The following is a 24,907-nucleotide window of genomic DNA, read 5'->3' on the forward strand; positions in this document are numbered from 1 at the left end:
GGGCGGAGAGGCAGGCGGGAAGGCAGACGGAAAACGGGATGCGGCCCCTGTGGCGGGCTCCCTACGCTGAACAAACGGCGCGAAAGCCGACACACCCCACCCCCGCCACCCTCACCCCACGGAGGTCCGTCATGCGTGGCATCGTCGCGTCCGGGACCGTCGTCCTGGTGATCCTCGGATTCGGAAACCATCTCTGGTGGCTCGCCGCCGTCGCGCTGCTGTACCTGTACGCGACGCACGGACGCGGTTCTCCCGGCACGCCACCCACCACCACGGGCACGGGCGGCCCGACCCCGCCCGACAGCTACCGCGCCTACCGCGAGCGCCGGGACCGGCAGGCCAAGTGGGAGCGGCGCTACCGCCGCGAGCGTCCCTACGAGGCCCGTCGGCAGGAGCGGGAGAAGAGCAGGTGAGACAGGTGAGCCACGGCGTCCCCGGTCACAGCCCGGGGGCGCCCCACACCGGGAACCAGCGGCTCAGGTCCTGCTCGATGCGCAGGTCGTTCACGAGGGCCGCCTTCACCTGGAGCTCCAGCGCGCTGTCCCGTCGCTCGCCCGCACCGGGGACGGGCGCGAAGGGATAGAAGGTGCCCCGCTTGTAGAGGTAGACCAGGGCCAGCTTGCGGCCGGTGCCGTCCTGGAACGCGGCCAGCGAGCACAGCAGCTGCGGGCCGAACCCGTTGACCTCCATCGCGCTGTTCACCGCGTGCAGATCATTGACCAGCTCCACCAGCTGGTCCGGGTCCCGCTGGGACACCAGCCACGAGTAACCGTAGGTGTCCCGGAGCAGCTCCACCGGCGGACCCGTACGGTCGGTGTCCGCGTCCAGCAGCGCCTGCACCTCCCGATGGGTCTGCTCGAACGCCGCCCCCTCCACCGTGGCGAAGCACACCGCCCCGCTCCCGGTGGCGGTGAAACCGGCCGCGGCCTCAAGGGTCACGGCAGCCGAGGGCAGCGCGAAGAGCTGATCCAGATCGGGCGCGACCGGTTTCGTACGGCCCAGCAGGATGTCCAGCAGCCCCAAGGCTCAGCCCGCCTTCCGCAGTGCCATGTACTCAGCCCGCCTTCCCCGGAGTGGCGGCCTCGCCCAGCTCGGCCGAGATGCGGCCCAGCTGCTCCAGCCGCTGCTCCAGGGTCGGGTGGGTGGAGAAGAACCGCTCCAGGCCCGGCTCCTTGCCCTCCGCCGGGGTGAAGAAGAAGGCGTTGAAGGCCTGGGCCGTGCGCAGATCCTTGGTCGGGATCCGGGCGATGTCCCCGGAGACCTTGGTGAGCGCCGAGGCGAGGGCCGACGGGCGGCCGGTGAGATGCGCGGCCGCGCGGTCCGCCGCCAGCTCCCGGTACCGCGACAGGGCCCTGATCAGCAGGAAGCTGATCGCGTACACCGCCACCGAGACAGCCAGCACGGCGCCCATGACGGCGGCCGTGTTCTGGTCCCGGCGCCCCCCGAAGAGGCCCGAGTAGAAGGCGAACCGGACGATCAGGCCCGCCAGCACCCCGAGGAACGACGCGATCGTGATCACGGCGACGTCCTTGTGCGCCACGTGGGACAGCTCGTGCGCCAGCACGCCCTCCAGCTCGGCGGGCTCCAGCCGCCGCAGCAGCCCGGTCGTCACGCAGACCACCGCGTGGTCGGGGTTCCGGCCGGTCGCGAACGCGTTCGGCATGTCCAGATCGGACACGGCGACGACCGGCTTGGGCATGTCCGCGATCGCGCACAGCCGGTCCACCACCGCGTGCAGCTCGGGATACTCCTCGCGCTCCACGACCCGCCCGCGCATCGCGAACATGGCGATCTTGTCGGAGAACCAGAACTGTGCCACGAACATCGCCCCGACCACGACGACGACCAGCACCCAGGACCTCAGCAGCACGATCAACGCCGCGACGAAGCCCACGTAGAGCAGACCGAGCAGGAACATCGTGAGTCCCATGCGCACGGTCAGCCGCCGATCGCTCCGGAACCGGCTCCGCATTTTGCATCACCCCGCAGTCAGGCACTCGTCCCGCTGTCCAGTGTGCACCTGCCGATTCCCATGAAGTGGTTCCGAACGGCCCTAGGGGCAGCAAAACGTACCTGTGAGCGCCGCCCCTAGTGCGCAGAGTGAAACTGCACGAATCCGATCAGTACCATCACCGCGACCACACAGCCGACCACCACGGCGGTCGATGCCCAGGACCCTGCCCGGCGCCGTACCGGCTCCGGGTCGGCGCGGAAGGGCGCCGGGTCCGGCGGATTCTCCCGCCAGCGCGCGGCCAGCATCCGGGCCCGCGCCGAGGGCTCCTTGTGCGCGGCGGATTCGGCCCACCGGTGATCGAACTCCCGTTCCCAGTCGCCCTGTTCCGTCATCCCCGTTCAACCTCTCTCGTCCGTCAAGGGTCAGGAGGGATGATCCCCCGAAAGGAGGAAGTCTGGGAAGCGGGAATGGTTGCCGGACCGCCGTCAGCGCGACGTCCCCGCCCCGGCGGAAGCGGCCGGACATGGGGAAACCCCCCGGTCCTCTCCCTTCCGTGGGGAGAGCCGAGGGGTTTCCCTGTGCCGTGCGGCCGCGTCTGTCACACGTCGAAGAAGTGATGATGCAGCGCCGCTACCTTGGGGCCCTGTTCAAGGGGCCGCTGTGACCAGCGAGGACGCTGTCGTTGTTCGTCGTTGTTGGTAGTCGTTGGCCACCCTCGGACGGCCCACAGACGGCCCGGTGATGGGGCAGACCTAGAGGAGATCGTATATATCCTGATCCGGGTCCGGAACCAGCTCATCGAATGCCCGCAGTAGTGGGTAGCCTACGTCTGGCTCGACTGCGGCGATATAGCATGCCCAGCCCAACAGACGACGCCGAAGCATCACCTCTTCCGCGCCGCCGAACTCTGTCATGTAGGTGTAGTAACCGAATTTCGATATCACGTGCAAGATCCATCGCATCTTACGCTTTACCTGACGCGGAATCCGCGGACTATCCGATTCGCCGACGTACAAGCCGGTGACATATTGTGGACCGCCGCGGCGCATGAAAGCGGTTTTGCGCGTGTTCACCGACCAGCCAGCGTCGTCGAGGATTTGAGCGATATCCACTGAATGGCGGTCAGTGACATCGCCAGAGAACGTGAGATCGTCTACATAACGCGTAAACGACAGACCCTCCGACTGTGCATACTCGGCGAGGGAGCGGTCTGTGCTCAGGAAGGCCAAGTTAGACAAGAGGGGCGACGTACTAAGTCCGATCGGTAGCTTGCCGCCGATAGTGACGAGATTGACAGCAAAGTCGGCGGCCTTTTCTTCGTAATCTTGCTCCCGCAATGAGGCCTTTATTTTTGCCGCGTCAATCGACGGAAAGAAATCCTCAAGATCCATGCGCAGTACGCACGCTTTTGCCAGGTGCTGACTGGCGTTGCTGATCGTAGAACGCCCGCGAACAAATCCGTGAACATGGTCGGGAGCCTCATACGACAACCGGCTTGTGAAACTCCGGTGCAAATTCTTGCTGACGGCGTCGAATGGCGGCTTCGGATTAAATACTTCTCGTATGCCGCCGTGCTTCTTGCGGTATATCCGCTGGTCATAGATACGCCCGGCACCCGCAGGGAGAATCAAAGACAGCCGTTCTAGAATTTCAACCGATACGCCGGCTTGCTCTGCCAAGTCGTCAACCGAGTACGGCACGGGCCCCCCTGTGGTGGGACATCAGGAGGTAGGGCCGCACTCCCATGCAAGGACTATCATGCAACGCACGCGAACTCGCGCACAATGTTGACCGCGACCCTACCTCGCACGCGATCGTATCATACATCAATGAAGTGGGTCCTTCCGGCTAGAGATGCGACCGTGCTCGAATGAATAGAGCATGGAAATGGACGGCTCAAGCTCGCGGAATGCCCTATAGGCCCAATCTTTCGGTTTTGTGGTACAGTCCGCTTGGATCCATCTACTTACTGCCGCCATGACATAGTCGATGATGGCCGTAGACATGTAGTCACTCTTAGCGACCATTGTGATATTCAACTGCGGCAACGGTGCGGCTTCGCCGATCGTCTTGTAGGCCTGCCTGACGACGTTACCGGGAAGTCGGCGAATAATTGCCGCCATTCCCTCGCTCTGCTCTATATAGCAAAGCAACTCAGATTCATGTCGATGGCGGATCAATAGATCACTCAGCAATTTCACATACATGTACTCGATCAGTCCGGATTCCGTGTCGCCAAGGACGCCTGTTCGATCGGTTACGACCATGTATGACCTAAAGAAGATGGTCCGCATGAGCTCTAGAAATGGGCCGGAGACCTCTAGTGGATCGGTCGAGCTGTGAAAGCCGTTCCTGCGAAATTCTTCGAAGCTGGTAAGTCCGGCCAAGCTGCTCTTCGCGGATAGCCTTGCATGCAAATCCTTAATTCTTTGCTCTATGTCATCTGCATCTTCGCCCAGTTCAACTGCGCCGACGATCAGCGGCTGGGAGGTGTTTCCGTTTCCTGACTCGTCCATAAATAGCTTCACCGCAAAGAACCTTCCGTGAGGCCTGCCGCAACGCCGCCAATCCGTCCGCGTCGTCGCGCTAAGACGCGTTGGCTCTACGCAGAGTAGGACAACCTGCCGTTAGGTTGTCCCGGAATCGGTGAGGCGGTTGGTGCGTTGGCTGGGGCATCGGCGGGGTGGCGTGGGAGTGGCGTCGCGGCGGTGACGTTCAGCGTGGCCGGCCGTGGCGGCTGCCGCTGGAGGACCGAGTTGCCTTGATGGAGTAGAGAAGTTCTGGCTGTTCGCAACCCTCAGGAGACCCGGACACAGTGTCCGGGTCTCCTGACGTCTATCCGTTGCCCCTGGTTCTGACCAAGCGCTGACCGAGGCCAACTACCAGCCTCGCGACCACCTGGGTACCGTGAAACCAGCCCCCAACCAGCAGGAGGCAGCACGCAATGCGTGGTCTTGGAGATCACCTCAGCATCGGCGAGCGGATCGCGTTCTACCGCAAGCGTCGCGGCTACACGCAAGAGGTCTTGGCCGGCCTGGTCGGCCGGAGCACCGATTGGCTGGCGAAGATCGAAACGGGGCGCCGGAAACCGCCGCGTATCGACATGCTTGCCGAGCTGTCGCGCATCCTGCGCGTGCCCCTCGGGGACCTGCTCGGTCAGACCGTGCTCATGGAAGACGAGAGGCAGCAGGACGACGTCCCGGCCGTACGCGACGCGCTCATGAGCCCGCGGCGTCTGTCGCGCTTGCTCTTCGGTCCCGAAGCCGATGCGCAGCTTCCGACGCCGGCCCCCGTGGCCATGCGCGTGGAGCAAGCATGGAACGACTACCAGGGCGGGCGGCTCGGCAGCGTCATCGCGGCTCTCCCGGCGCTCTTGCAGACCGCTCAGGAACTTGAAGAGCGAGCGGCACGCCGCGGCGACGACCGTAGCGACTGCTGGGCGGTGTCGGCTCGCACACACCACCTCGCAGCTACGACGCTCGCAAAGATCGGTGAGTCAGACATCTCATGGCTTGCCGCCGAGCGTGCGATGCGGGCCGCTGACGAGTCAGACGATCCCCTGGTACTGGCATCGGCCGCACGTTCCGGCACACACGCCCTACTGGCAAACGGCCGGTATGACGACGCGCTGGAGCTGGGCAACACGGCCGCCGCATGGCTGTCCTCCCGGGTCACCGAGAGCGACCCCGTGGCGCTGAGCCTGCTGGGCATGATCCACCTACGCGCCGCCGTAGCGGCAGCACGTCACCAGGACCGACCCACCGCGACCGGCTTGCTGAACCGGGCCGAAGAACTCGCGGACGATCTCGGGTCGGATGAGAACTACTGGCAGACCGGCTTTGGGCCGACGAACGTATTGCTTCACCGTCTGTCCGTTGAGCTGGACCTCGACAACGTTTCGTACGTGGTGGAGCACGGACGGATCAACGTCGACCACATGCCGCAGGAACGCAGCGTCTCGCACCGGATCGACTACGCGCGCGCCCTTTCGCTCGTCGGACAGGGCGATGAGGCGTTCACGGAGCTTCGGACGGCTGAGCGCACCTCGCCACAGCTCGTGCGCAACAATCCCAGGGTGCGCGAGACGCTGCGGGACCTGATCAAACAGTCTCCGGTCACTGGTGGCTCGCGCTCATCCGAAGTGTTCGTGATGGCTCAGCGGTGCAGGGCGGTGCAGTGAGTTCAGTCAAGCGTGGAGTGCTCGGGGTCGTCGGGTCCGCAGCTGGAGGCGTGGAGGCCCTGCGCACGGGCCTGGTGGAGCCCGCCATGGAACGCGGCTGGCAGGTGGCCATCACGCTCACGCCGACCGCGGCTCAGTGGCTGAGGCTCAGTGGCGAGGCGGAGCGGCTGGAGAAACTGACCGGCCTGCCCGTTCGCGATGAGCCGCGGTTGCCCGGCGAGGCCCGCCCGCACCCGCCGGTTGACTGCTATGTCGTCGCTCCCGCGTCGGCGAACATGATCGCCAAACTCGCGACCGGCCTGATGGACAACCAGGCCCTTACACAGGTGGGCGAGGCCATCGGCACCCTAGGCCTGCCGGTCGTCGTCTTCCCCCGGGTGAACGCGGCGCACGCTCGCCATCCGGCGTGGCAGCACCACATCGACACCCTCCGGGCTGGGGGCGTGCATGTCGTCTACGGCCCGGATGTATGGCCGCTGTACGAGCCTCGGGAGGCGCCGGCGGGTCGCCCGCTCCCCTGGTCGGCAGTGCTCGACACAGTGGATGCGGCCACCCGATGACGATTCGTCAACACGTCTGACCTGCAAGGAAAGAGGACCCGGACAGTCTGTCCGGGTCCTCTGCCGTTCCGGGCCACATGCTCATTGGCATGTCAGGGATCAATGAGCAAAGCGGCGAGCTGGAAGGCATGACTGGGTCTGATGCACGATCGGGTGACATCTGAACTGGCTTGCCCTGCAGGGCGGGTGGGAAGGATGTCGCTGTGCCCAAGCCCTATCCGGAAGAGTTCCGCCAAGACGTCGTGCGAGTCGCGAGGAACCGCGGCCCGGGTGTCACGGTCGAGCAGGTGGCCACCGATTTCGGGGTCCACCCGATGACGTTGTGGAAGTGGATGCGCCGGGCGGACATCGATGACGGGCCCAAGCCCGGGGTGACCAGCCACGAGAGCGCGGAACTGCGGGAAGCGCGTCGGCGGATCAAGCTGCTGGAGCAGGAGAACGAGGTCCTGCGCCGGGCCGCGGCATATCTCTCGCAGGCGCATCTGCCGGGAAAAGGATCTACCCGCTCGTAAAAGAGCTGGCCGTGGACGGGGTGCCCGTCACGGTGACGTGCCGGGTGCTGAAGCTCGCCAGACAGCCCTACTACCGCTGGCTCGACAAGCCGATGGCCGACGCCGTACTGGAGGAGGCGTACCGCGCGAACGCACTGTTCGACGCTCACCGCGAGGACCCGGAATTCGGCTACCGCTTCCTGGCCGATGAAGCGCGTAGTGCCGGGGCTCGGATGGCGGACCGGACCGCGTGGCGGATCTGCCGGGACAACAACTGGTGGAGCGTGTTCGGCAAGAAGCGTGGCCGGGGCAGGAAGGCCGGCCCGCCGGTGCACGACGATCTCGTGAGCCGCAGCTTCACCGCGACCGGCCCGAACCGGCTGTGGCTCGCCGACATCACCGAACACGCCACCGCCGAAGGCAAGTTGTACCTCTGCGCGATCAAGGATGTCTTCAGCAACAGGATCGTGGGCTACTCCATCGACGCGCGGATGAAGTCCCGCCTGGCCGTGACCGCCCTGGACAACGCCGTGGCCCGACGGGAACACGTCGACGGGTGCATCCTGCACAGCGATCGCGGCTCGCAGTTCCGGTCCCGGAAGTTCGTCCGGGCCCTCGATCGCCACCGGATGGTCGGATCGATAGGGAGAGTCGGGGCGGCCGGCGACAACGCGGCCATGGAGTCCTTCTTCAGTCTGCTGCAGAAGAACGTCCTCGACCGCCGGAGCTGGACCACCCGCGAGGAGTTGCGGATCGCGATCGTGACCTGGATCGAGAGGACCTACCACCGACGCCGCCGACAGGCCTCGCTCGGCTGGCTGACACCTGTCGAATACGAAACCGTCATGACCACACCGGCCCTCCAGGCTGCGTAACCGAACCTGTCACCCAAACCTGCATCAGACCCACTCCCGCCGAACTCGCTTTGATCAAAGCGAGTTTGAGCGAGGCCCGCGCCAAGGTCGAACGACTGCTGAGGCGCGCGGACGAACTCACGGCGACGGTGGAGTCTCGCTACCGACAAGCCGCTCAAGGCGATCAAGCCGCTCGCCAAGTTGGCGCAGGGCGTCATGAATCGTGCTGAGTTCCGTGGCCAGGGCAGTGAACGCCGGGCTACTGCCCGGCTCGCTACCGAGGGGCACAGAAGGATCGCGGACGAACGTCCCGCGGCCCTGCTGCGTGAGAACCAACCCCTCGTCACGGAGCTGACCGAACGCGCTCTGAACGGTCATGAGCTGCACGCCAAGTTCCTTGGCGAGCTTGCGAGCGGCTGGCAGCTGATCGCCCGGCTCGTACTCGCGGTCGGGGCCCGTGATCTTCTCGCGGAACTGCGCCGCAATCTCCTTGGCCGTGGGCGTCTGCTTGGGCGCTTCGGGGCTCTGGTCCATGGCATCGAGAGTAGCCGGACCTAGGTCAATCTCTGATCCTTCGGTGGACCCGCTTGACAGTCAGATTGACCTAGGTCAATCTGTAATCACGCCGGAACGAGAGGCCCGAAAGGACTTCCTCGCCGTGCCTGCAAGTGCTTGACCTGCAAAAACGCGCCACGAACGTCCCCGCCGGACCCGCTTACACGCGGTTCGAGCGGTAGGGGAGACGTAAAAGTCCGTCGTCTTCACGGATCGATCGGTGTCATCGGCTAAGCCGTTGGTCTGACCCTCGGGCGTGGACCCAGGGATCGGATCGGCGGGGATCCCGGTGATTGGGCTGCACCCGGTCCATGACAGGTAGCCATTCCAGGGAGATCGACTCAGCGAGTGACGACTGAGTGACGCGGTGACCGTGCGCCGTCCAAAGGAGGCGGAGCAAGGCGCAGACGGAAGCCGCGAGACGACAGTGACGGGCTTTCCCGTCACTCGTCATGCGGGCAGGGCGCCGGCATCACGTCGGTGGCCTGCCCGTTTGATGAGAAACCAGAGCGGTCCCCCAGGTGGCACCCCGGAGGACCGCGTACAGGCACCTACTGAGGAGGCACCTGTGGTCACCAGTCTGACAGAAGCCGAACGGGCGGAACTGGCCCGGAAGGCTGCTGAGGCGAACAAGCGCAGCGAGGACAACGCCCGTGCCCAGGGCGGCCGTTGATGGCCGACACCGAGCACGGCAAGACGAAACCGCCGCTTCCCGTCCGTCCGCCCCGCCCCCATCCGCACGCGGTCCTGACCGGCCGCTGATTCCAGCCGCCCCGATGGTCGAAGGCCGGGTCCGGCTCCCGGCCGGCTTTCCCTCGTGACGGCGCCGCGTCGAACGCGGCCCGGGGCACACGCCGCCACTTATCCGCCAAGCAGGAAGAAGCCTGACGTGAACCGTACCTACCGCTTCACCGCGACCGTCACCGACCTGGACACCGGCAAGACGGAGGAGGTCTCCGACACCGCGACCTTCGACCACTTCATGGTCACCCGGCATGAGGCCGAGGTTGCCATCGGTCGCGAGTTCGCCAGCCGGCGCAAGACCGCTCGCAACATCCGCATCACCGGCTGATCGAACCGCGCCAGCGCCTCCAACTCCAACCCGGAACATCCAGCCCCGGTCCCGGCATGACGCTGCCGGATCGAATCCGGCCCGGGGCACTCTCCCCGCCGCGCTCGCGGCAGGGGACTCCGGAGTGGTCGCCGTCTCACCACACGCCTGCGGTCCCTCCGGCTCCCAGTCCCTCCGTATCAGGAGCCCTCCCATGCGCACGTATATCGGCGGTCATCAGGCCGTCTCCGTGAACGACTTCATCGAACTGGCCCTGGGCACCCCGGCTGAGCTGTGGCTCGGGGTGGAGGGCGAGACCGACGAGGAGCGCGCGGCCCGTCTGGACGCGGCGCGCGACATCCTCGCCGAGAACCCCGAGCTTCCGGACGACGTGAGCCGGGTGGTCGCCGAGGTGATCGAGGCGCACGCCCCTGAGCTGTTCAACGTCGTCCCGCTGACCCGCCCGGCCGGGCGCCGGCGGCCGTCGCGAAAGGGAGCGGCGGCATGAACGCCGCCGAAACGGCACAGACCGCGGAACGTCCGGCGGTCCCGCCGCTGACGAAGCCGGAGATGGGTCTTGCCGGTGTCGGCGCGCTCGCTGCCGCCGCTGTCGGCGTCCTGGGCCTGGTCTCCTCCTTCGACGCGGTGTCTCTCGCCGCTGCCCGTTGGGGCTTCTCTCAGCCGCACATCCTGCCCATCGCGATCGACGTGGCCATTCCGGTGTTCACCCTGGCCAACCTGCTGTTGATCCGGCTGGACATGGCGTTGGCGTGGGTGCGGTTCGTGCCCTGGGTACTCACCCTGGTCACCTGCGGGCTGAACGTCGCCGCTGGGCACTCTCTGTCGGCGAAGGTGGCGCACGGCACGATGCCGCTGCTGTGGGTGGTCTTTTCCGAGATCGGCGCCCATGTCTACGCCGTCCGCATCGGCGCCGTCACCGGTCGGCGCATGGAGAAGATCCGGTTCTCTCGCTGGCTGCTGGCCCCGGGCTCCACATTTGCTCTGTGGCGTCGGATGACGCTGTGGGAGGTCACCTCCTACGCCGACGCCCTCGCGCTGGAGAGGGAACGGCTGCTGGCCCGCGCGGACCTGCGGGAGCGCTACGGCCGCACGTGGCGTCGCCAGACCCCGCGTCGCGAACGCGTCCTGCTGCGACTGGGAGAACTCGCCCCGGCCGCCGCCGACATCAAGCCCGCCCCGACGCCGGAGCCGGAACAGGTCCCGGAGGAGCCGGAGCAGGTGGCGCCGAAGCCGCCCCGCAAGCGGCCTGCCAGGAGTAAGGCCAAGACGCCACAGCGCACGGCGGCCGAACTGCTCGCCGAGGCACGCAGGATCACGGCCGACTGGACGAACGGCGAGATCAACGCCGAAGCGCTGCGCAAGGCGCTGCACTGCGGCGCCCGTCCCGCCCGGCAGGTGCGTGACGCCCTGCTCGACGAGCGGGCTGCGGCGTACCCCCTGTACGCCGCCCCCGCCCCGGTCAACGAGGCGGAGAGCGCCCCTGAGGGGGTGGCCGCGTGAACACCCTGGCCACGGTCCTGCTGTCCGTACTGCCCCTGGCCGTCGGGTGGGCGGTCCACGTGTGGTGGCTGCGCGGCTGCCTGAACACCGCCCGGCGTGACCCGCTCACCGGGTTACGCACCCGCGACGGCTTCACCCGCCGCGCCACAACCCTGCTCAAGGACCCGCGCGCGGTCGTCGTCCTCGCCGACGTCGACAAGTTCAAGCACATCAACGACACCCACGGGCACGCCGCCGGTGACGCCCTGCTCAAGGCGACCGCCGACCGGCTCGCCCACCACGTCGGCCGCTCCGGGGTCGCCGGGCGACTCGGGGGCGACGAGTTCGCCGCCGTGCTCATCGACGACCACGGCACCGCCGGTGACCTGCTCGCCGTCCTTCACGGCGTGCTGGCCCGGCCGGTCGACGGCCAGGACCCGGCCGTCCGCACCACGGTCAGTCTCGGGTGGGTGCGCGCCGCGGACTTCCCCGGCGACGACCTGTCCGGACTGCTGCGGCGGGCGGATGAGGCGATGTACGCGGCCAAGCAGGCACGCGCAGGGACCCGGCGCGCGGGGCTCGGCCGGCTGTTCGCCACTGTCACCGGCCGCCGCGCCGGACGGACCGGCGCCCGCACGGACGCCCCGGTCGTGGGGGTGGCGGCATGAACGCCCCGCGGATCGGCTCGGTCTGCACCGGATACGGCGGCCTGGACATCGCCGTCCAAGCCGTGTTCGGCGGGGAGCTGGCGTGGGTGGCGGACAACGACCCCGGCGCCTCGCTCATCCTCGCCCACCACCACCCGAAGGTGCCGAACCTCGGGGACATCACCGCCCTGGACTGGCACGGCGTCGAACCGGTCGACATCTACATCGGCGGCTATCCGTGCCAGCCGTTCAGCACTGCGGGCAAACGGAAGGGGACCAAGGATGCCCGGCACCTCTGGCCGCACATCGCCCGCGCCCTTGGGGTTCTACGACCCCGCCTCGCGGTCTTTGAAAACGTCGCAGGTCACCTTTCACTCGGCTTCGACACCGTCCTTGGAGACCTTGCCGCCCTCGGGTTCGATGCGGACTGGTGCTGTGTACGCGCGTCGGATATCGGCGCCGCCCACCGGCGCAACCGCCTGTTCTTCTATGCCTGGCCTGCCGACTCCGGCGGCCCGGGACTGGCGCGGCGGTGGGCAGAGCGGGCAACTGCCCACCGTGGTCGGCTCGCTGCTGCCGACGCCGTCGACCTCGGAGGCGACGGGGGCGGGGCACGCGGCACAGGGCGGGATGAACCTGCGGCACGTCGTCTCCCTGCTGCCGACGCCGTTGGTCGGGGACTCCAAGGGTTCCCGTCAGGCGACGGCCCGGAACCCTCGCAGCAGCTCACCGACGCTGACGGACCTGACGTTCAGCGGGGCACTGCTGCCCACCCCGCGGGCGTCGGCGAACGAGAACCGGCAGACCAAGCGGTCGCCGTCGCAGGAAGCCGGGACGCACGGCAAGAGCCTGGCTGCCGAGGTGGGCTCGCTGCTGCCGACTCCGCGTGCGACGGACGGGGAGGAGGGCGGCCCGAATCAGCGTGGCAGCAAGGGGGACCTCACGCTGCCGTCGGCGGCTCACCGGATTGGGGCGAGTACACCACCGCGATCGAGAGGTGGGCGCAGGTCATCGGCCGCCCCGCCCCCGGGCCAACTGACGCTCTGGGACGGCTGAACCCGCCGTTCGTCGAGTGGCTCATGGCCCTGGACGACGGCCACGTGACCGCCGTCCCCGGCCTGTCCCGCACCGCGCAGCTCAAGGCGCTCGGCAACGGCGTGGTGCCTCCCCAGGCCGTTGCCGCCCTGCGCCTCCTGCTCAGCCGGTCCGAACCTCCGGCGTGGGGGAGGGCAGCGGCGTGAAGTCACAGCCCATCGTCGGCGCCGCGCTCTTCCGCACGGTGATGGAGGCGGCCGGCTACCGCTGCCAGTGCGCGGGTGAGTGCGGCAACCCCCACGCCAAGGGCGACGGCAGGTGCCCGCACGAGCACGACCACTACACCAGCAAGCACGGGCGCCGGGTGCGGCTCATGGCCGCGCCCGCCGACCCGCTCGCTTCCGACGTCGCCGCCGCCCGCCTCCCCGCTGGCGCGCTGCGCGCCTGGTGCCCGGACTGCCACACCGCCGCCGCCCGCCGTGCCAGCGCCACGGCCCCGGTCGGCGACGCGCCGGGCCTGTTCGACCTGTGACCCCATCTGCTCACGGCGGGCCGTGCGCCCGCCGGACGACACACCGCCCCGAGGAGGGGTTGACCATGGCCAAGCCCGACACCCGCCGCCTGGACCGCGAGATCCAGCAGACCACCCGCAAGCTCAAGGCCGTCCAACAGCGCGAGATGTGGCCGCTGAATGGCCGCGAGCGGCGCGCCGTCCTCGCCGCGCTGGCCGGCGGCTCCTACAAGGTCGTCCGGGGCAACAGCCCGGCGCGCGCCGAACGGAAGCTTCAGACCGCGTGGGGATCGGCCGAGACGCGGCTGTCCGCGGAGATCACCGCGCTTCAGACCGAGCGGCAGCGCATCGTGCACGAGGCCGCCACCGCCAAGGCCGCCAAGAAGTCCTCGGGGTGGTGGTGACCGTGGCCGCACAGCAGACGCCTCCGGGCGAGTGCCCGCAGTGCTGGCAGCACGCCTACGACCGCAGCATTCACCGCAAGCTGCGGCCCCGCGAGGACTGCCCGCAGTGCGTGGACCACATGGTCAACGGCTGCCCCTACATCGTGCCCAAGACGAAGTCGAGTTGGTGGTGAGCGTGGAGCGTCGCTGCCCCGCTGCCCACCCCGAGGACCCGACCGACTGCGTCGGTCCGGCCGTGGTGACCGTGCTCGACGCCGTCAACGCCGGCGCCGACGGGTGCGAGCACCACGGTGCCCGACTACTGGCCTCGCTGGAGAGCGGACGCGTCTACGCCCTGCCGGACGCCCCGCACGGCGTTGCCATCCGCGTCTTCAAGGCCGCCGACGGCATCCGCCCGTTCTGCTGGGCCGACGGCGAGCGTACCGAACCGTCCCAGCTCAGCCACGCGGAGAACCGCGAGCGGCACGGCCGCTGACCCGCGCCGACGGGGGCACGAATGCGCCCCCTGTCCTGCTCTCCGCAGCACTCACCATCGCTCCACGGGCCCGGCCGCCCACCTCCTACAGCGACGGCCGGGCCCGCTCTCCCTCACACCCGAAAGTGGAAGGAACCTCAGTGAACCACCCCGACGACAACGAACTCTTCAACCGACTCGAAGCCGAGATGGCCGCCGACTCCCGCCCCGACTCGGGGGGAGAGGTGGTCGACCTCGACAAGGCCCGGTCGGCCCGCTCCGAGTCGGCCGACCCGACTGCCCGACCGGATGTCGACCGGTCGCCCGACTCCGGCGCGGCTCGGTCGGGTGCCGAATCGGCCGACCCGACCGTCCGCGTGATGGTCGACCAGCCGACCCCGACCGTCACCGGTCCGGGCTACCTCGGTCGGCTCGCGGGTGCCCGGCGCCGGGCGGTCGTCCCGGTGTGGCTGCGCTCAATGGCCGAGCTGCGGACCGCCGCGACGTGGGTGGCCCGCCACTACGCGCACACTGCCGGGTACCACGCCCTGCGGGCCCCGGTCTACGCCGCCCGCCTCACCCTCCAGGCGCCGACTGGTACTGCCCGGTTCATCGGCGGCACCATGCGGTGGGTGGCCGACCGCGAGGGCGAACCGGTCCGACTCGCCGCGGTCCGCCGCGAGGACGCCGCGGAGTACCTGAAGCTGTCGCGGCAGCGCGACGGCCGGGTCCGGCTCCGGACCCTGGTGGCGGTGCTGGCCCTGTTCGTCGGAGTCGGCGCGGCCCTGGCCATCTACGTGCTCGCCCCCGACTGGCTTCAAGCGGTGTCGGTGAGCGCGGTCGTGATGGCGCTCGGCTACGCCGGCCGCAAGGCGGACGCCCCGGTCATCCACAAGGCTGTGGAACTGCCGGACGCGCCCAAGCTCACCAGTGACATCGTGCTGCGGGCGCTGGGTGCGCTGGGCATTCCGGCGATCAACCAGGCGCAGGGCAAGGGCCGGGACGGCTTCGCCTTCACCGCCCCGATCACCCGGGACGGCCCCGGCTGGCGCGCGGAGGGCGACCTCCCGTACGGCGTGACCGTCACCGACGTCATGGACCGCCGCGAGCGGCTCGCGTCCGGTCTGCGCCGCCCGCTGGGGTGCGTGTGGCCGGAGTCGGTCCCGGACGAGCACACCGGCCGCCTGGTGCTGTGGGTGGGCGATCAGGACATGTCCAAGACCCCGGCGCCGGTGTGGCCGCTGGCCAAGTCGGGGGCGGTGGACCTGTTCAAGCCCGCCGCGTTCTCCACCGACCAGCGCGGACGCTGGGTCGAGGTCACGCTCATGTACATCGCGGGCGTGATCGGCGCGATCCCCCGCATGGGCAAGACGTTCCTTCTGCGCCTGCTCATGCTGATCGCCGCCCTGGACCCGCGCGCCGAGCTGCACACCTACGACATGAAGGGCACCGGCGACCTGGACCCGGTCGGCGACGCCGTCTCCTACCGGCACCGCGCCGGCGAGGACGAGGAGGACTTCGAATACGCGCTCGCCGACATGCGCGAGGTCCGCGGCGAGCTGCGCCGCCGCGCCAAGGTGATCCGCTCCCTGCCCCGGGACATCTGCCCGGAGTCGAAGGTCACCACCGAGCTGGCGAACATGCCCACGCTCGGGCTGCACCCGATCGTGATCGGGGTGGACGAGTGCCAGAAGTGGTTCGAACACCCCAAGTACGGGGCGGAGTTCGAGGAGATCTGCACCGACCTGGTCAAGCGCGGCCCGGCCACCGGGATCGTGCTGCTGCTGGCCACGCAGCGCCCGGACGCCAAGTCGCTGCCCACGGGCATCTCCGCGAACGCGTCGGCCCGCTGGTGCCTGAAGGTCATGGGCCAGCTGGAGAACGACATGGTGCTCGGCACGTCCAGCTACAAGCGCGGCGTGCGGGCCACCATGTTCAGCTGGGCCGACAAGGGCATCTGCTACTTCGTCGGCGAGGGAGCGGACGCCCGCATCGTCCGCTCCGTGTTCGTGGACGCGGTGGCCGCGGAGAACATCGCTCTGCGGGCCCGCGGCGCCCGCGAGGTGGCCGGAACGCTCGCCGGGTACGCCCTCGGACACGAGCCCGAGGTGAGCGAGTCGGCCCGGTACGACCTGCTCGCCGACATCCTCGCCGTCGTCCCGTCCGAGGAGCCCAAGGTGTGGTCCGAAACGGTCGTCGCCCGGCTCGCCGAGCTGCGGCCCGACGTCTACGCCGGGTGGGAGCCCGAACAGCTCGCCTACATGCTCAAGCCGCACGGCGTGCCCACCTTGCAGGTGTGGGGCAAGACGGACTCCGGCAAGGGCGCCAACCGGCGCGGCATCGAGCGGGCCCGCATCACGGCCGCGATTGCGGAGCGTGACGGAAAGCGGGACGCGGGCTGACCGTCACGCGGTGCTAGGTCTAGCAGGGTGCACCGCTAGACCTAGCACCGCACCTATCGCCCCATCCGCACTCCGATCAGGCCGCTAGTAGCTAGCGGCCCACCTGCGGAAACCCCTGAAAACCGCCTGGAAGGGCCCCTGTGACCCCCATTTTCCTCGCTATCGCCTGCCTGCTCATAGTCACTCTGAGTTACGTCGGGCTGTGTGCGGCATCGCCGTTCGGCAACTGCCGCAAGTGCCGCGGCATGGGCCACCAGCTCAAGACCGACCGCAAGGGACGGCTCAAGCGCGGCAAGGACTGCCGCCGCTGCCACGCCACCGGCAAGCGCATCCGCGCCGGCCGCTGGCTCTACAACCGCTGGGCCCGCATCTACCGCGCGGGCACCGACACCCGCCCGGAGGTGTCGCGGTGACCCTCACCATCTCGGCCGTGCTGCTGTTCGGCATCGCCTCGTTCTTCGCCGTCAAGACCAGGTCGACCGGAGCGGGTGCCGCGGTGCTGCTGTTCCTCTTCGGGTTCTTCACCGCCGGGACCGGCGCCTACGGCCCGATTCACGACCTGGTGGCGTCCTTCGCCCGGTTCCTGTCCCAGCTCGGCCACTGACCGGAGGCATCCCGTGAACGAACCCATCGTCGTGCGGCACTGGCTCACCGCCGCCGCGCCCAAGGCCGCGCCCGCCGTCGCCACCACGACCGTGCTCGCCCTCGCCCGGATCTGGAACGCCAACGGCGCCGAACACTCCGTCGGCAACGCCGCCCTCATGGCGGTCCTCGCCGCCGGAGCCGCGGCCGGGGGCGTGTCCCTGGCCCGCGCCGGAGAGCCCGTGCTCGCCGCCACCGGCTACGCCGTATCTGGCAGCCTCGCCCTTGCGGGCGTCGCCGGGTACTCCGACGGCCTGTCCCTGCCGGTGCTGCTGTGGGCCCTGGCCACCGTGCTCGCCTACTGCTTCGCCGCCCGCCACTGGCGTCAGGACCGGCGCGACGCCCTCGATCACGAGCGGCACGTGAGCGAGCGTCGCGAGGAGCGCGCCCACGTCGAGCGTGTGGAGACCATCCGCGCCACCGCTCAGATCGAGGTGGCCCGCGCCGGCGGTGCCTACCCCGAACAGCTCGCCGCCGCCCTCGTCCACCGCGCCGCACTGCCCGGCTTCGACTTCACCGCCCTGGAGTCCGCCGGGCTGCCCGAACTCCCCACCGCGCGGGAGGACCGGTGACGTTCGAGATCCGCGTCATCTGCACCCCGGACGACGCCAACCGCGTCAGCAGCGCTCTCGCCGCTGCGTTCGAGACCGGCGCCGCGCGCCGGTACCCCACCCGCGACGGCAAGCGCACCCGTCTGTACGTCACCGCAGACCACCGCGACTCCAGCACTAACCCCACCCACACCGAAAGCGAGTGATCCCCATGGCCGTGGGAGAGACCCCCATCACCGTCGTCGGCAACCTCACCGACGACCCCGAACTCCGCTTCACCCCCTCCGGTGCCGCGCTGGCCAAGTTCTCCGTCGCCTCCACCCCGCGCACCTACGACAAGACCTCCGGCCAGTGGCAGGACGGCACCGCGATGTTCCTGCGCTGCACCGCATGGCGCGACCTCGCCGAACACGTCGCCGACAGCCTGACCAAGGGCACGCGCGTGGTCGTCACCGGTCGTCTGCGTCAGCACAACTGGCAGACGGACCAGGGGGAGAACCGCTCGATGCTCGCCCTGGAGGTGGACGACATCGGCCCCTCGCTTCAGTTCGCCACGGCCAAAGTCGAACGCGTCCAACGCAAGGGCGTCACCTCCGCCCCGGCCGCCGACCCGTGGAACACCGCCGCCCCCGCCTCCAGCGGGCGGGGCGTGTCCGCCCCTGCCGGCGATCGGCGGCAGGGCGACGAACCGCCGTTCTAGATACGCCCGGGGCGGGCGCCGTCTCACCACAAGCCTGCGCCCGCCCCGGTTCTCCAGTCCCTCCGCAGAGAATCAGGAGACCCCCAGCATGACCCAACACGCGGCATTCGGCGAGGGCCAACCGGCCCGAACCACCCAGACGAGCCGCGCCTCCCTCCGCGTCCCGCTCGGCGCCCGTGACCACTTGCGGACCGCCCTGGCCCTGGCAGAAGCGGGCGTTCCGGTGCTGCCCCTGCGAGAAGGCAAGGGGCCCTTCGGCAACTGCCACGCCTGCACCCACGGGGCCTGCGGCGGCCGACCCAACATGAAGAGCGCAGGGACCTGCCACTGCCCCGCCCCGTGCCACGCCTGGGCCGCAGCGACCACCGACCCCCGCGTGATCACCTCCCCCGCCTGGGCTGCGGCATGGCGTGCGGCCGGAGTGGTCGGCTACCACCCCGCCGGATGCGGGCTCACCGTCGTGGACCTGGACAACGCCCGCGCCCTGGACTGGGCACGCCATACGCTCCCGGCCACCCGGACCGTTCCCACCACCCGCGGCGAGCACTGGCTCTACCTGGGGACCATGCAGTCCGCCAACGCCGTCCGGCCCGGCGTGGACATCAAATCCCGCATGGTCTACGCCCGCTGGCTCGGACCCGGCACCGGCACCATGACGTCCCTGCCGTCCACCGCCCGCGCCCTGGTGGTGAAGGAAGAAGCCACCCCCGCCCGCGCCGGGGTGGCCTCTTCCCTCCCCATGCGCGCCACCTGGGACCGGTCCGTAGCCCACGGATGCCGCCACACCGAGCGCTACATCCGCACCGGCCTGGAACGCGGCCTCGCCATGGTCACCGCCCACACCGAATCCGGCGCCGGATCACAGGCGTTCGGCGTGGCCCGGTTCCTGGCAGCCCAGCACACCCAGTGTCCCGGACCGTGCGGCCTGGACGCCATCGGCGAAGAGATCGTGGCCGCGGCCGTCGCGGTCGGCGTCCCCGAGCCGTACGCGCAACGGGCCGTCGCCAACGGCCTCGCCACCGGCAAGGAGCACGCCGCATGACCGCCGAGGAACTGCCCGCACCCTCCAACCCGCTCGCCGTCGCCCGCCGCATCCTGCCCGACTGGCAGACCGAGGACGGACAGCTTGCCTACCGGCGCTGGCGCGGCTCGTGGATGCGCTGGACCGGCACCTGCTGGCGGGAGCTGGACGAAGCCCAGGTACGCAAGAGCATGTACGAGCGCCTCGAACACGCCGTCTACCAGGCACCCGGCAAGGACGGACAGCCCGAGGAACGCGACTGGGCACCGACCAAGCCGAAAATCAGCAACCTCCTCGACGCGCTCGGATCCATCACTCTCCTGCCCACCGACCTGGACGCGCCCACGTGGTTCGACGCCAACGGCAACGCGAGCGACCAGGACCACGGGCCCATCGTGGCGTGTGAGAACGGGCTGCTGAGGATCCGCGACCGGGCGCTACTGCCGCACGGGCCCGGGTTCTTCAACTTCGTCTCCGTCCCCTTCGCCTACGACCCGGACGCCACCGCACCGACATGGGAATGGTTCCTGGGGGAGGTCTGGCCCAACGACCTGGACGCCATCCAGGCGGTACAGGACTGGTTCGGCTACATCCTGTCCGGGCGCACCGACCAACAGAAGATCCTGCTCATGGTCGGCCCGTCCCGCTCGGGCAAGGGCACCATCGCCCGCGTGCTGAAAGAGCTGGTCGGCAAAGACAACCTCGCCGGCCCCACCCTCGCCGGACTCGGCACGAACTTCGGGCTGTCCACCCTGATCGGCAAGCCACTGGCGGTCATCGCCGATGCCCGGCTGTCCGGCAACGACAACAGCCAGGTCGTGGAACGGCTGTTGACGATCTCCGGTGAGGACACCATCGACGTCGACCGCAAGTACCGCCAGGTGTGGACCGGCAAGCTCCCCACGCGCCTGATGATCCTGTCCAACGAGCTGCCGCACTTCGGCGACTCCTCCGGGGTCATCGCCCGCCGGTTCGTGCTGCTCAACATGACCGTGTCGTGGCTGGGCAGGGAGGACCCCACCCTGTTCGACCGGCTCAGGGCAGAGATGCCCGGGATCCTGAACTGGGCCCTCGACGGCCTCGCCCGCCTCCAGCGAACCGGCCGGATCACCGAACCGGCATCCAGCCGCGAGGCGATCACCACCATGCAGGACACCGCCTCACCCACGTCCGCGTTCATCCGCGAACGCTGCACCACCGGACCCACGTGCAGCGTCCCCGTGGACGCACTGTGGGCGGTCTGGCGGGAGTGGGCCGAAGACAACGGCGTCCGCCCCGGCACGAAGCAAGTCTTCGGCCGCAACCTGCTCTCCGTGGTCCCCCAGCTCAGCCGCTCGCGGCCCCGCGACGCGTACGGCCGGCAGGTGGTCACCTACACCGGGATCACCCTGAACGTGTCCGAACCACATTTGCCTGAGTCGCGACTCATCGCGTCTCAGAGCCTCTCTGAGAGCCGCTGAGTGCCGATGAGTCGCGACTCAGAGCAATGTATTTCCAACTCGTGGAGGAGACTGTGAGCGCGCCCGCCTCCGTCCGAGACGACCCCCGCGCCAACCTTCGCGGCGGACTCCCGGACCGCTACCTCACCCCCGACGACATCGCCGACATGTTCGGCGTGCCGCTCGAAACCGTCTACCAGTGGCGCAGGAAGCGCACCGGACCGCCCGGCTTCCGCATCGGCAAGCACCTCCGTTACGACCCGGCCGACGTGCGCGCCTATGTCATTCAGCGCAAGAGCGCCTGCCAGGGCGCCGCGTAGCCAACCACCCCCAGACAGCAGGGAGAGCCCGCCATGTGCGGCTCTCCCTGCTGCATGTCGAGAGGACCGCCGCCGTATGGCTGGCCATATCCAAGACCGTTGGTACAAGACCGAGACGGCGTCCAACGGCAAGACGAGCAGGGTAAAGACCGACCGATACGGGACTGGCTTGCGCTACCGGGCGCGCTACGTCGCGCCGGATGGGACCGAACGCAGCAAGTCTTTCCCGGACAAGCAGAAGCGGCTTGCGGAAGCCTGGCTAACTCAGATCGCGGCTGACATGACCCGTGGCCAGTACGTTGACCCGTCGGCCGGCAAGGAGACGTTCAGGGAGTTCGCCACTCAGTGGCTGGCGTCCCAGACCACGGACCCTTCCACCATCGTGAACATGGAGCTGAGGTTCCGGCTGCACGCCTTCCCCTACATCGGTTCTCGCTCCCTGAGCGCGTTCCAACCTGCCCATATCCGCACGTGGGCACGGGCCCTGGCAGACTCCGGGATGGCAGCGTCGTATCAGCGGACGGTCTTCGCGAACGTCTCCGCTGTGTTCGGCGCTGCCGTGGACGACGGCATTCTGACCCGGAACCCCTGCCGTGCAGGCTCAGTGCGGGCGCCCAAACTGGATCGGCGGAAGATCAAGCCGTGGACGCGTGACCGGGTGGTCGCCGTCCGGGATGGACTCCCGATCCAGTACGCGACGACCGCCGACATCGGTGCCGGGTGCGGCTTGCGGCAGGGAGAGATCTTCGGGCTTGCCGTGGACGAAGTTGACTTCGTCGGGGGAGTGGTGCACGTCGTGCGACAGGTCAAGCTGGTCGGCCCGCACATGGTGTTCGCCCCACCCAAGGGCGGCAAGCTGCGAGACGTGCCGCTGCCCGACGTGGTGTCGGGTGCGCTCGCCGCGCACATCACCCGACGGCCCCCCATCGACGTCACTCTGCCGTGGAAGACCCCGGACGGACCGCCGGTCACGGCGAAACTGCTTTTCTACTCGCGGGAGCGGAAGGCGCTGAACAGGAACTACTTCAACATGTACCTGTGGAAGCCAGCCCTGATCGCCGCCGGCGTCATTCCGGAACGGGCTCCAGGGGAGCGGTTCAAACAGTCGCGCGAACACGGTATGCACGCATTGCGGCACTACTACGCGTCGGTCTTGCTGGACTCGGGAGAGAACATCAAGGCCCTGGCCGAGTACCTCGGTCACTCCGACCCAGGATTCACGCTCCGGACGTACACGCACCTCATGCCGAACAGCCAGGACCGTGCCCGCAGGGCCATTGATGCCGCATTCGGCGTGCCGGGTGCGGGCGCGGCCCCGGCCAAGCCGCTGCACTGACCTGAGCGGCAGCGCGGTCGGAAGCTCTCGACACCGGCCCGCGGTGCTGGGCCCGAAACAGGCCGTCGGCCGGGCTCTTCCAGCGGAGGAAGAACACGGCCGACGGCCCAGACACGGCCCAGGGGAGCGGATACTCGCTCTGACCTGGGGCGATATCACACGTCGAAGTAGAGCTCGAACTCGTGCGGGTGCGGACGCAGCTGGAGCGGCGCGATCTCGTTGGTGCGCTTGAAGTCGATCCACGTCTCGATCAGGTCGGACGTGAACACGTCGCCCTGGAGGAGGAACTCGTGGTCGGCCTCAAGGGCGTCGAGGACGGCGTTCAGCGAGGTCGGGACCTGGGCGACGTTCGCGTGCTCCTCGGGAGCCAGCTCGTACAGGTCCTTGTCGATCGGCTCGGCCGGCTCGATCTTGTTCTTGATGCCGTCCAGGCCCGCGAGCAGCAGGGCCGAGAAGGCCAGGTACGGGTTGCCGGAGGAGTCGGGCGCGCGGAACTCGACGCGCTTGGCCTTCGGGTTGGAGCCCGTGATCGGGATACGCATGGCCGCGGAGCGGTTGCGCTGCGAGTACACCAGGTTGATCGGCGCCTCGAAGCCCGGCACCAGACGGTGGTACGAGTTCACCGTCGGGTTGGTGAAGGCCAGCAGCGACGGGGCGTGCTTGAGGATGCCGCCGATGTAGAAGCGGGCGGTGTCCGACAGGCCCGCGTAACCGGCCTCGTCGTAGAACAGCGGGTCGCCGTTGCTCCACAGCGACTGGTGCACGTGCATGCCCGAGCCGTTGTCACCGAAGATCGGCTTCGGCATGAAGGTCGCGGTCTTGCCGTTGCGCCAGGCCACGTTCTTCACGATGTACTTGAAGAGCTGGAGGTCGTCGGCGGCGGCGAGCAGCGTGTTGAACTTGTAGTTGATCTCGGCCTGGCCGGCGGTGCCCACCTCGTGGTGCTGGCGCTCGACCTTCAGGCCGGACCGCTCCAGCTCCAGGGAGATCTCGGCGCGCAGGTCGGCGAAGTGGTCGACCGGCGGGACCGGGAAGTAGCCGCCCTTGTAGCGGACCTTGTAACCGCGGTTGTCCTCCAGCGCACCGGTGTTCCAGGCGCCCGCCTCGGAGTCGATGTGGTAGAAGGACTCGTTCGCCGAGGTGGCGAAACGCACGCTGTCGAAGACGTAGAACTCGGCCTCGGGGCCGAAGTACGCGGTGTCCGCGATACCGGTCGACGCGAGGTACGCCTCCGCCTTCTTCGCCACGTTGCGCGGGTCACGGGAGTACTGCTCGCCCGTGATCGGGTCGTGGATGAAGAAGTTGATGTTGAGCGTCTTGTCCCGGCGGAAGGGGTCGACCCGGGCCGTGGACAGGTCGGCGCGCAGCGCCATGTCGGACTCGTGGATGGCCTGGAAACCACGGATCGACGATCCGTCGAAGGCCAGCTCCTCGTCGGGGTCGAACGCCTCGACGGGCACCGTGAAGTGCTGCATGACGCCCGGCAGGTCGCAGAAGCGGACGTCGACGAACTTGACGTCCTCGTCCGCGATGAACTTCTTGGCCTCGTCGGCGTTCTGGAACATCCAGCTCCTCCTACTCCCGACCGTCCTCGCCGGGGTGGTAGATCGTTCGTGCGGCCAGTGCGGTGGCACACGCTGGTCTCGACCCTAGGGACGGGTGATTTCTCGGGCGTGACCCGTTTGTTTCGCAGAAGTTAACCAGCCACGTGTCCACCGTAGCCCCGGCGCACCCCTCGGCACAGGGCGCGCCACCGGGCGCAGTACCTTTGACGGGTGGACAACAGGCGTGTCATCGGATCATGGCTCTCCGGGCCTCGTGAGGCCTTGGAGGAGGCCGGTGCCGACTTCGGTTACCGGGGGGAACAGCTCGGTCTCCCGGAGAGCGGGCCGAACTCGGTCGCACGGGCCGGCCGGCGCCTCGGCGCCCTCGCCGTGGACTGGGCGATGAGCGTCCTGATCGCATACGGCCTGATCACCCACGGCTACAGCCAGGCGACCAGCAACTGGGCCCTCGGCATCTTCTTCCTCCTGAGCGCCCTCACCGTCGGCACGGTCGGCTTCACCCCGGGCAAGCGCCTGTTCGGCATCCGGGTCGTGGCCCTGGAGACCGGCACGGTCAGTCCGGTGCGCGCGCTGCTGCGCACGGTCCTGCTGTGCCTCGCGATCCCCGCGCTGGTCTGGGACCGGGACGGGCGCGGGCTGCACGACCGGCTCGCCAAGACGGTCGAGATCCGTATCTGAGCCGCCACCCCTGGGTGGTCGGCTCGTCCGATTGTCCGAATTTCCCGGTCCCGGTCG

At 68.7% G+C, this 24,907-nt stretch carries 32 protein-coding genes and 2 pseudogenes; 27 read left to right on the forward strand and 7 right to left on the reverse strand.

Annotation, left to right across the window (positions count from 1 at the left end; translation table 11 throughout):
* Positions 1–131 precede the first annotated feature (131 nt).
* The gene (locus O1G22_RS30035; RefSeq protein ID WP_270084182.1) at positions 132–413 is read left to right on the forward strand and encodes a hypothetical protein; all 282 of its coding nucleotides are present in this window, start codon (positions 132–134) and stop codon (positions 411–413) included.
* A 25-nt stretch (positions 414–438) separates the two neighbouring features.
* Here the strand turns inward: O1G22_RS30035 and pspAB are convergent, their stop codons facing one another.
* The 5 genes from pspAB to O1G22_RS30060 all read right to left on the reverse strand — a co-directional run bounded on the left by pspAB (position 439) and on the right by O1G22_RS30060 (position 4,470).
* On the reverse strand, positions 439–1,023 hold the full coding sequence (gene pspAB / locus O1G22_RS30040; RefSeq protein ID WP_270084183.1) for a PspA-associated protein PspAB: 585 nt from the start codon (positions 1,021–1,023) through the stop codon (positions 439–441).
* A 31-nt stretch (positions 1,024–1,054) separates the two neighbouring features.
* Positions 1,055–1,972 (reverse strand): zinc metalloprotease HtpX, encoded by a 918-nt coding sequence (htpX, locus tag O1G22_RS30045; protein ID WP_270084184.1) that lies wholly within the window; start codon positions 1,970–1,972, stop codon positions 1,055–1,057.
* Positions 1,973–2,088: 116 nt separating this feature from the next.
* Complete coding sequence (locus O1G22_RS30050) at positions 2,089–2,346, reverse strand: SCO2583/SCO2584 N-terminal domain-containing protein (protein ID WP_225102309.1); 258 nt, start codon at positions 2,344–2,346, stop codon at positions 2,089–2,091.
* A 360-nt stretch (positions 2,347–2,706) separates the two neighbouring features.
* The gene (locus O1G22_RS30055; protein WP_270084185.1) at positions 2,707–3,654 is read right to left on the reverse strand and encodes a reverse transcriptase family protein; all 948 of its coding nucleotides are present in this window, start codon (positions 3,652–3,654) and stop codon (positions 2,707–2,709) included.
* A 126-nt stretch (positions 3,655–3,780) separates the two neighbouring features.
* Positions 3,781–4,470, reverse strand: a complete 690-nt coding sequence (locus O1G22_RS30060) for a hypothetical protein (RefSeq protein ID WP_270084186.1) — start codon at positions 4,468–4,470, stop codon at positions 3,781–3,783.
* A gap of 167 nt (positions 4,471–4,637) precedes the next feature.
* On the opposite strand from O1G22_RS30060, the pseudogene O1G22_RS44930 reads away from it, so the two are divergent.
* The 4 genes and pseudogenes from O1G22_RS44930 to O1G22_RS30075 form a co-directional block, all read left to right on the forward strand.
* Positions 4,638–4,721 (forward strand): annotated as a pseudogene (locus O1G22_RS44930) (IS5/IS1182 family transposase); the annotation flags it as partial.
* Positions 4,722–4,898: 177 nt separating this feature from the next.
* Positions 4,899–6,134, forward strand: a complete 1,236-nt coding sequence (locus O1G22_RS30065; RefSeq protein WP_270084187.1) for a helix-turn-helix domain-containing protein — start codon at positions 4,899–4,901, stop codon at positions 6,132–6,134.
* A 50-nt stretch (positions 6,135–6,184) separates the two neighbouring features.
* Positions 6,185–6,694, forward strand: coding sequence for a flavoprotein (locus tag O1G22_RS30070; RefSeq protein ID WP_270084188.1), 510 nt, complete (start codon positions 6,185–6,187; stop codon positions 6,692–6,694).
* Positions 6,695–6,897: 203 nt separating this feature from the next.
* Positions 6,898–8,060 (forward strand): IS3 family transposase gene (locus O1G22_RS30075; protein WP_270084189.1). Its coding sequence is split into 2 segments (ribosomal slippage): positions 6,898–7,182 and positions 7,185–8,060, totalling 1,161 coding nucleotides; the frame shifts between segments, so codons are not numbered across the junction.
* A 117-nt stretch (positions 8,061–8,177) separates the two neighbouring features.
* On the opposite strand, the gene O1G22_RS30080 is transcribed toward O1G22_RS30075, so the two are convergent.
* Complete coding sequence (locus tag O1G22_RS30080) at positions 8,178–8,573, reverse strand: GntR family transcriptional regulator (protein ID WP_270084190.1); 396 nt, start codon at positions 8,571–8,573, stop codon at positions 8,178–8,180.
* Positions 8,574–9,483: 910 nt separating this feature from the next.
* Between O1G22_RS30080 and O1G22_RS30085 the strand changes: the two genes are divergently transcribed.
* The 21 genes and pseudogenes from O1G22_RS30085 (at position 9,484) to O1G22_RS30185 (ending at position 22,607) form a co-directional block, all read left to right on the forward strand.
* Entirely contained in the window at positions 9,484–9,666 is a 183-nt protein-coding gene (locus tag O1G22_RS30085) for a hypothetical protein (RefSeq protein ID WP_270084191.1), read from the forward strand.
* A gap of 193 nt (positions 9,667–9,859) precedes the next feature.
* Positions 9,860–10,153: a hypothetical protein gene (locus tag O1G22_RS30090; protein WP_270084192.1), complete on the forward strand. Its 294-nt coding sequence runs from the start codon at positions 9,860–9,862 to the stop codon at positions 10,151–10,153.
* On the forward strand, positions 10,150–11,166 hold the full coding sequence (locus O1G22_RS30095) for a DUF2637 domain-containing protein (RefSeq protein WP_270084193.1): 1,017 nt from the start codon (positions 10,150–10,152) through the stop codon (positions 11,164–11,166). The genes O1G22_RS30090 and O1G22_RS30095 overlap by 4 nt, the downstream gene beginning before the upstream one ends.
* A complete protein-coding gene (locus O1G22_RS30100) occupies positions 11,163–11,813 on the forward strand; it encodes a GGDEF domain-containing protein (protein ID WP_270084194.1) in 651 nt (216 codons plus the stop codon). Before O1G22_RS30095 ends, O1G22_RS30100 begins: the two co-directional genes overlap by 4 nt.
* Positions 11,810–12,229, forward strand: a pseudogene (locus O1G22_RS30105) (DNA cytosine methyltransferase); the annotation flags it as partial. The gene O1G22_RS30100 and the pseudogene O1G22_RS30105, both read left to right, overlap by 4 nt.
* 52 nt (positions 12,230–12,281) lie before the next feature.
* Positions 12,282–12,848 (forward strand): hypothetical protein, encoded by a 567-nt coding sequence (locus O1G22_RS30110; protein ID WP_270086703.1) that lies wholly within the window; start codon positions 12,282–12,284, stop codon positions 12,846–12,848.
* A 23-nt stretch (positions 12,849–12,871) separates the two neighbouring features.
* Complete coding sequence (locus O1G22_RS30115) at positions 12,872–13,033, forward strand: hypothetical protein (protein WP_270086704.1); 162 nt, start codon at positions 12,872–12,874, stop codon at positions 13,031–13,033.
* A complete protein-coding gene (locus O1G22_RS30120; protein ID WP_270084195.1) occupies positions 13,030–13,359 on the forward strand; it encodes a hypothetical protein in 330 nt (109 codons plus the stop codon). Before O1G22_RS30115 ends, O1G22_RS30120 begins: the two co-directional genes overlap by 4 nt.
* A gap of 65 nt (positions 13,360–13,424) precedes the next feature.
* On the forward strand, positions 13,425–13,742 hold the full coding sequence (locus O1G22_RS30125) for a hypothetical protein (RefSeq protein ID WP_270084196.1): 318 nt from the start codon (positions 13,425–13,427) through the stop codon (positions 13,740–13,742).
* Entirely contained in the window at positions 13,739–13,915 is a 177-nt protein-coding gene (locus tag O1G22_RS30130) for a pRL2-8 (protein ID WP_270086590.1), read from the forward strand. Before O1G22_RS30125 ends, O1G22_RS30130 begins: the two co-directional genes overlap by 4 nt.
* The gene (locus O1G22_RS30135) at positions 13,912–14,217 is read left to right on the forward strand and encodes a hypothetical protein (protein ID WP_270084197.1); all 306 of its coding nucleotides are present in this window, start codon (positions 13,912–13,914) and stop codon (positions 14,215–14,217) included. Before O1G22_RS30130 ends, O1G22_RS30135 begins: the two co-directional genes overlap by 4 nt.
* 140 nt (positions 14,218–14,357) lie before the next feature.
* Positions 14,358–16,598, forward strand: coding sequence for an FtsK/SpoIIIE domain-containing protein (locus O1G22_RS30140; protein ID WP_270084198.1), 2,241 nt, complete (start codon positions 14,358–14,360; stop codon positions 16,596–16,598).
* Between the two features lie 140 nt (positions 16,599–16,738).
* Positions 16,739–17,011: a hypothetical protein gene (locus tag O1G22_RS30145; protein WP_270084199.1), complete on the forward strand. Its 273-nt coding sequence runs from the start codon at positions 16,739–16,741 to the stop codon at positions 17,009–17,011.
* A complete protein-coding gene (locus tag O1G22_RS30150; RefSeq protein ID WP_270084200.1) occupies positions 17,008–17,202 on the forward strand; it encodes a hypothetical protein in 195 nt (64 codons plus the stop codon). The genes O1G22_RS30145 and O1G22_RS30150 overlap by 4 nt, the downstream gene beginning before the upstream one ends.
* Positions 17,203–17,215: 13 nt before the next feature.
* On the forward strand, positions 17,216–17,812 hold the full coding sequence (locus tag O1G22_RS30155; RefSeq protein WP_270084201.1) for a hypothetical protein: 597 nt from the start codon (positions 17,216–17,218) through the stop codon (positions 17,810–17,812).
* Complete coding sequence (locus tag O1G22_RS30160; RefSeq protein WP_270084202.1) at positions 17,809–17,997, forward strand: hypothetical protein; 189 nt, start codon at positions 17,809–17,811, stop codon at positions 17,995–17,997. Before O1G22_RS30155 ends, O1G22_RS30160 begins: the two co-directional genes overlap by 4 nt.
* 5 nt (positions 17,998–18,002) lie before the next feature.
* Positions 18,003–18,491 (forward strand): single-stranded DNA-binding protein, encoded by a 489-nt coding sequence (locus tag O1G22_RS30165; RefSeq protein WP_270084203.1) that lies wholly within the window; start codon positions 18,003–18,005, stop codon positions 18,489–18,491.
* A gap of 88 nt (positions 18,492–18,579) precedes the next feature.
* A complete protein-coding gene (locus O1G22_RS30170; RefSeq protein WP_270084204.1) occupies positions 18,580–19,533 on the forward strand; it encodes a bifunctional DNA primase/polymerase in 954 nt (317 codons plus the stop codon).
* Positions 19,530–20,972 (forward strand): DNA primase family protein, encoded by a 1,443-nt coding sequence (locus tag O1G22_RS30175; protein WP_270084205.1) that lies wholly within the window; start codon positions 19,530–19,532, stop codon positions 20,970–20,972. The genes O1G22_RS30170 and O1G22_RS30175 overlap by 4 nt, the downstream gene beginning before the upstream one ends.
* 26 nt (positions 20,973–20,998) lie before the next feature.
* The gene (locus tag O1G22_RS30180; RefSeq protein ID WP_270084206.1) at positions 20,999–21,271 is read left to right on the forward strand and encodes a helix-turn-helix domain-containing protein; all 273 of its coding nucleotides are present in this window, start codon (positions 20,999–21,001) and stop codon (positions 21,269–21,271) included.
* A 76-nt stretch (positions 21,272–21,347) separates the two neighbouring features.
* Positions 21,348–22,607: a tyrosine-type recombinase/integrase gene (locus O1G22_RS30185; protein ID WP_270084207.1), complete on the forward strand. Its 1,260-nt coding sequence runs from the start codon at positions 21,348–21,350 to the stop codon at positions 22,605–22,607.
* Positions 22,608–22,762: 155 nt separating this feature from the next.
* Here the strand turns inward: O1G22_RS30185 and glnA are convergent, their stop codons facing one another.
* On the reverse strand, positions 22,763–24,172 hold the full coding sequence (glnA, locus tag O1G22_RS30190) for a type I glutamate--ammonia ligase (protein ID WP_225102308.1): 1,410 nt from the start codon (positions 24,170–24,172) through the stop codon (positions 22,763–22,765).
* A 210-nt stretch (positions 24,173–24,382) separates the two neighbouring features.
* On the opposite strand from glnA, the gene O1G22_RS30195 reads away from it, so the two are divergent.
* A complete protein-coding gene (locus tag O1G22_RS30195; RefSeq protein ID WP_270084208.1) occupies positions 24,383–24,850 on the forward strand; it encodes an RDD family protein in 468 nt (155 codons plus the stop codon).
* The last annotated feature ends 57 nt before the right edge of the window (positions 24,851–24,907 follow it).

The sequence above is a fragment of the Streptomyces camelliae genome (genome assembly GCF_027625935.1).
GTDB classification, from domain to species: Bacteria; Actinomycetota; Actinomycetes; order Streptomycetales; family Streptomycetaceae; genus Streptomyces; species Streptomyces camelliae.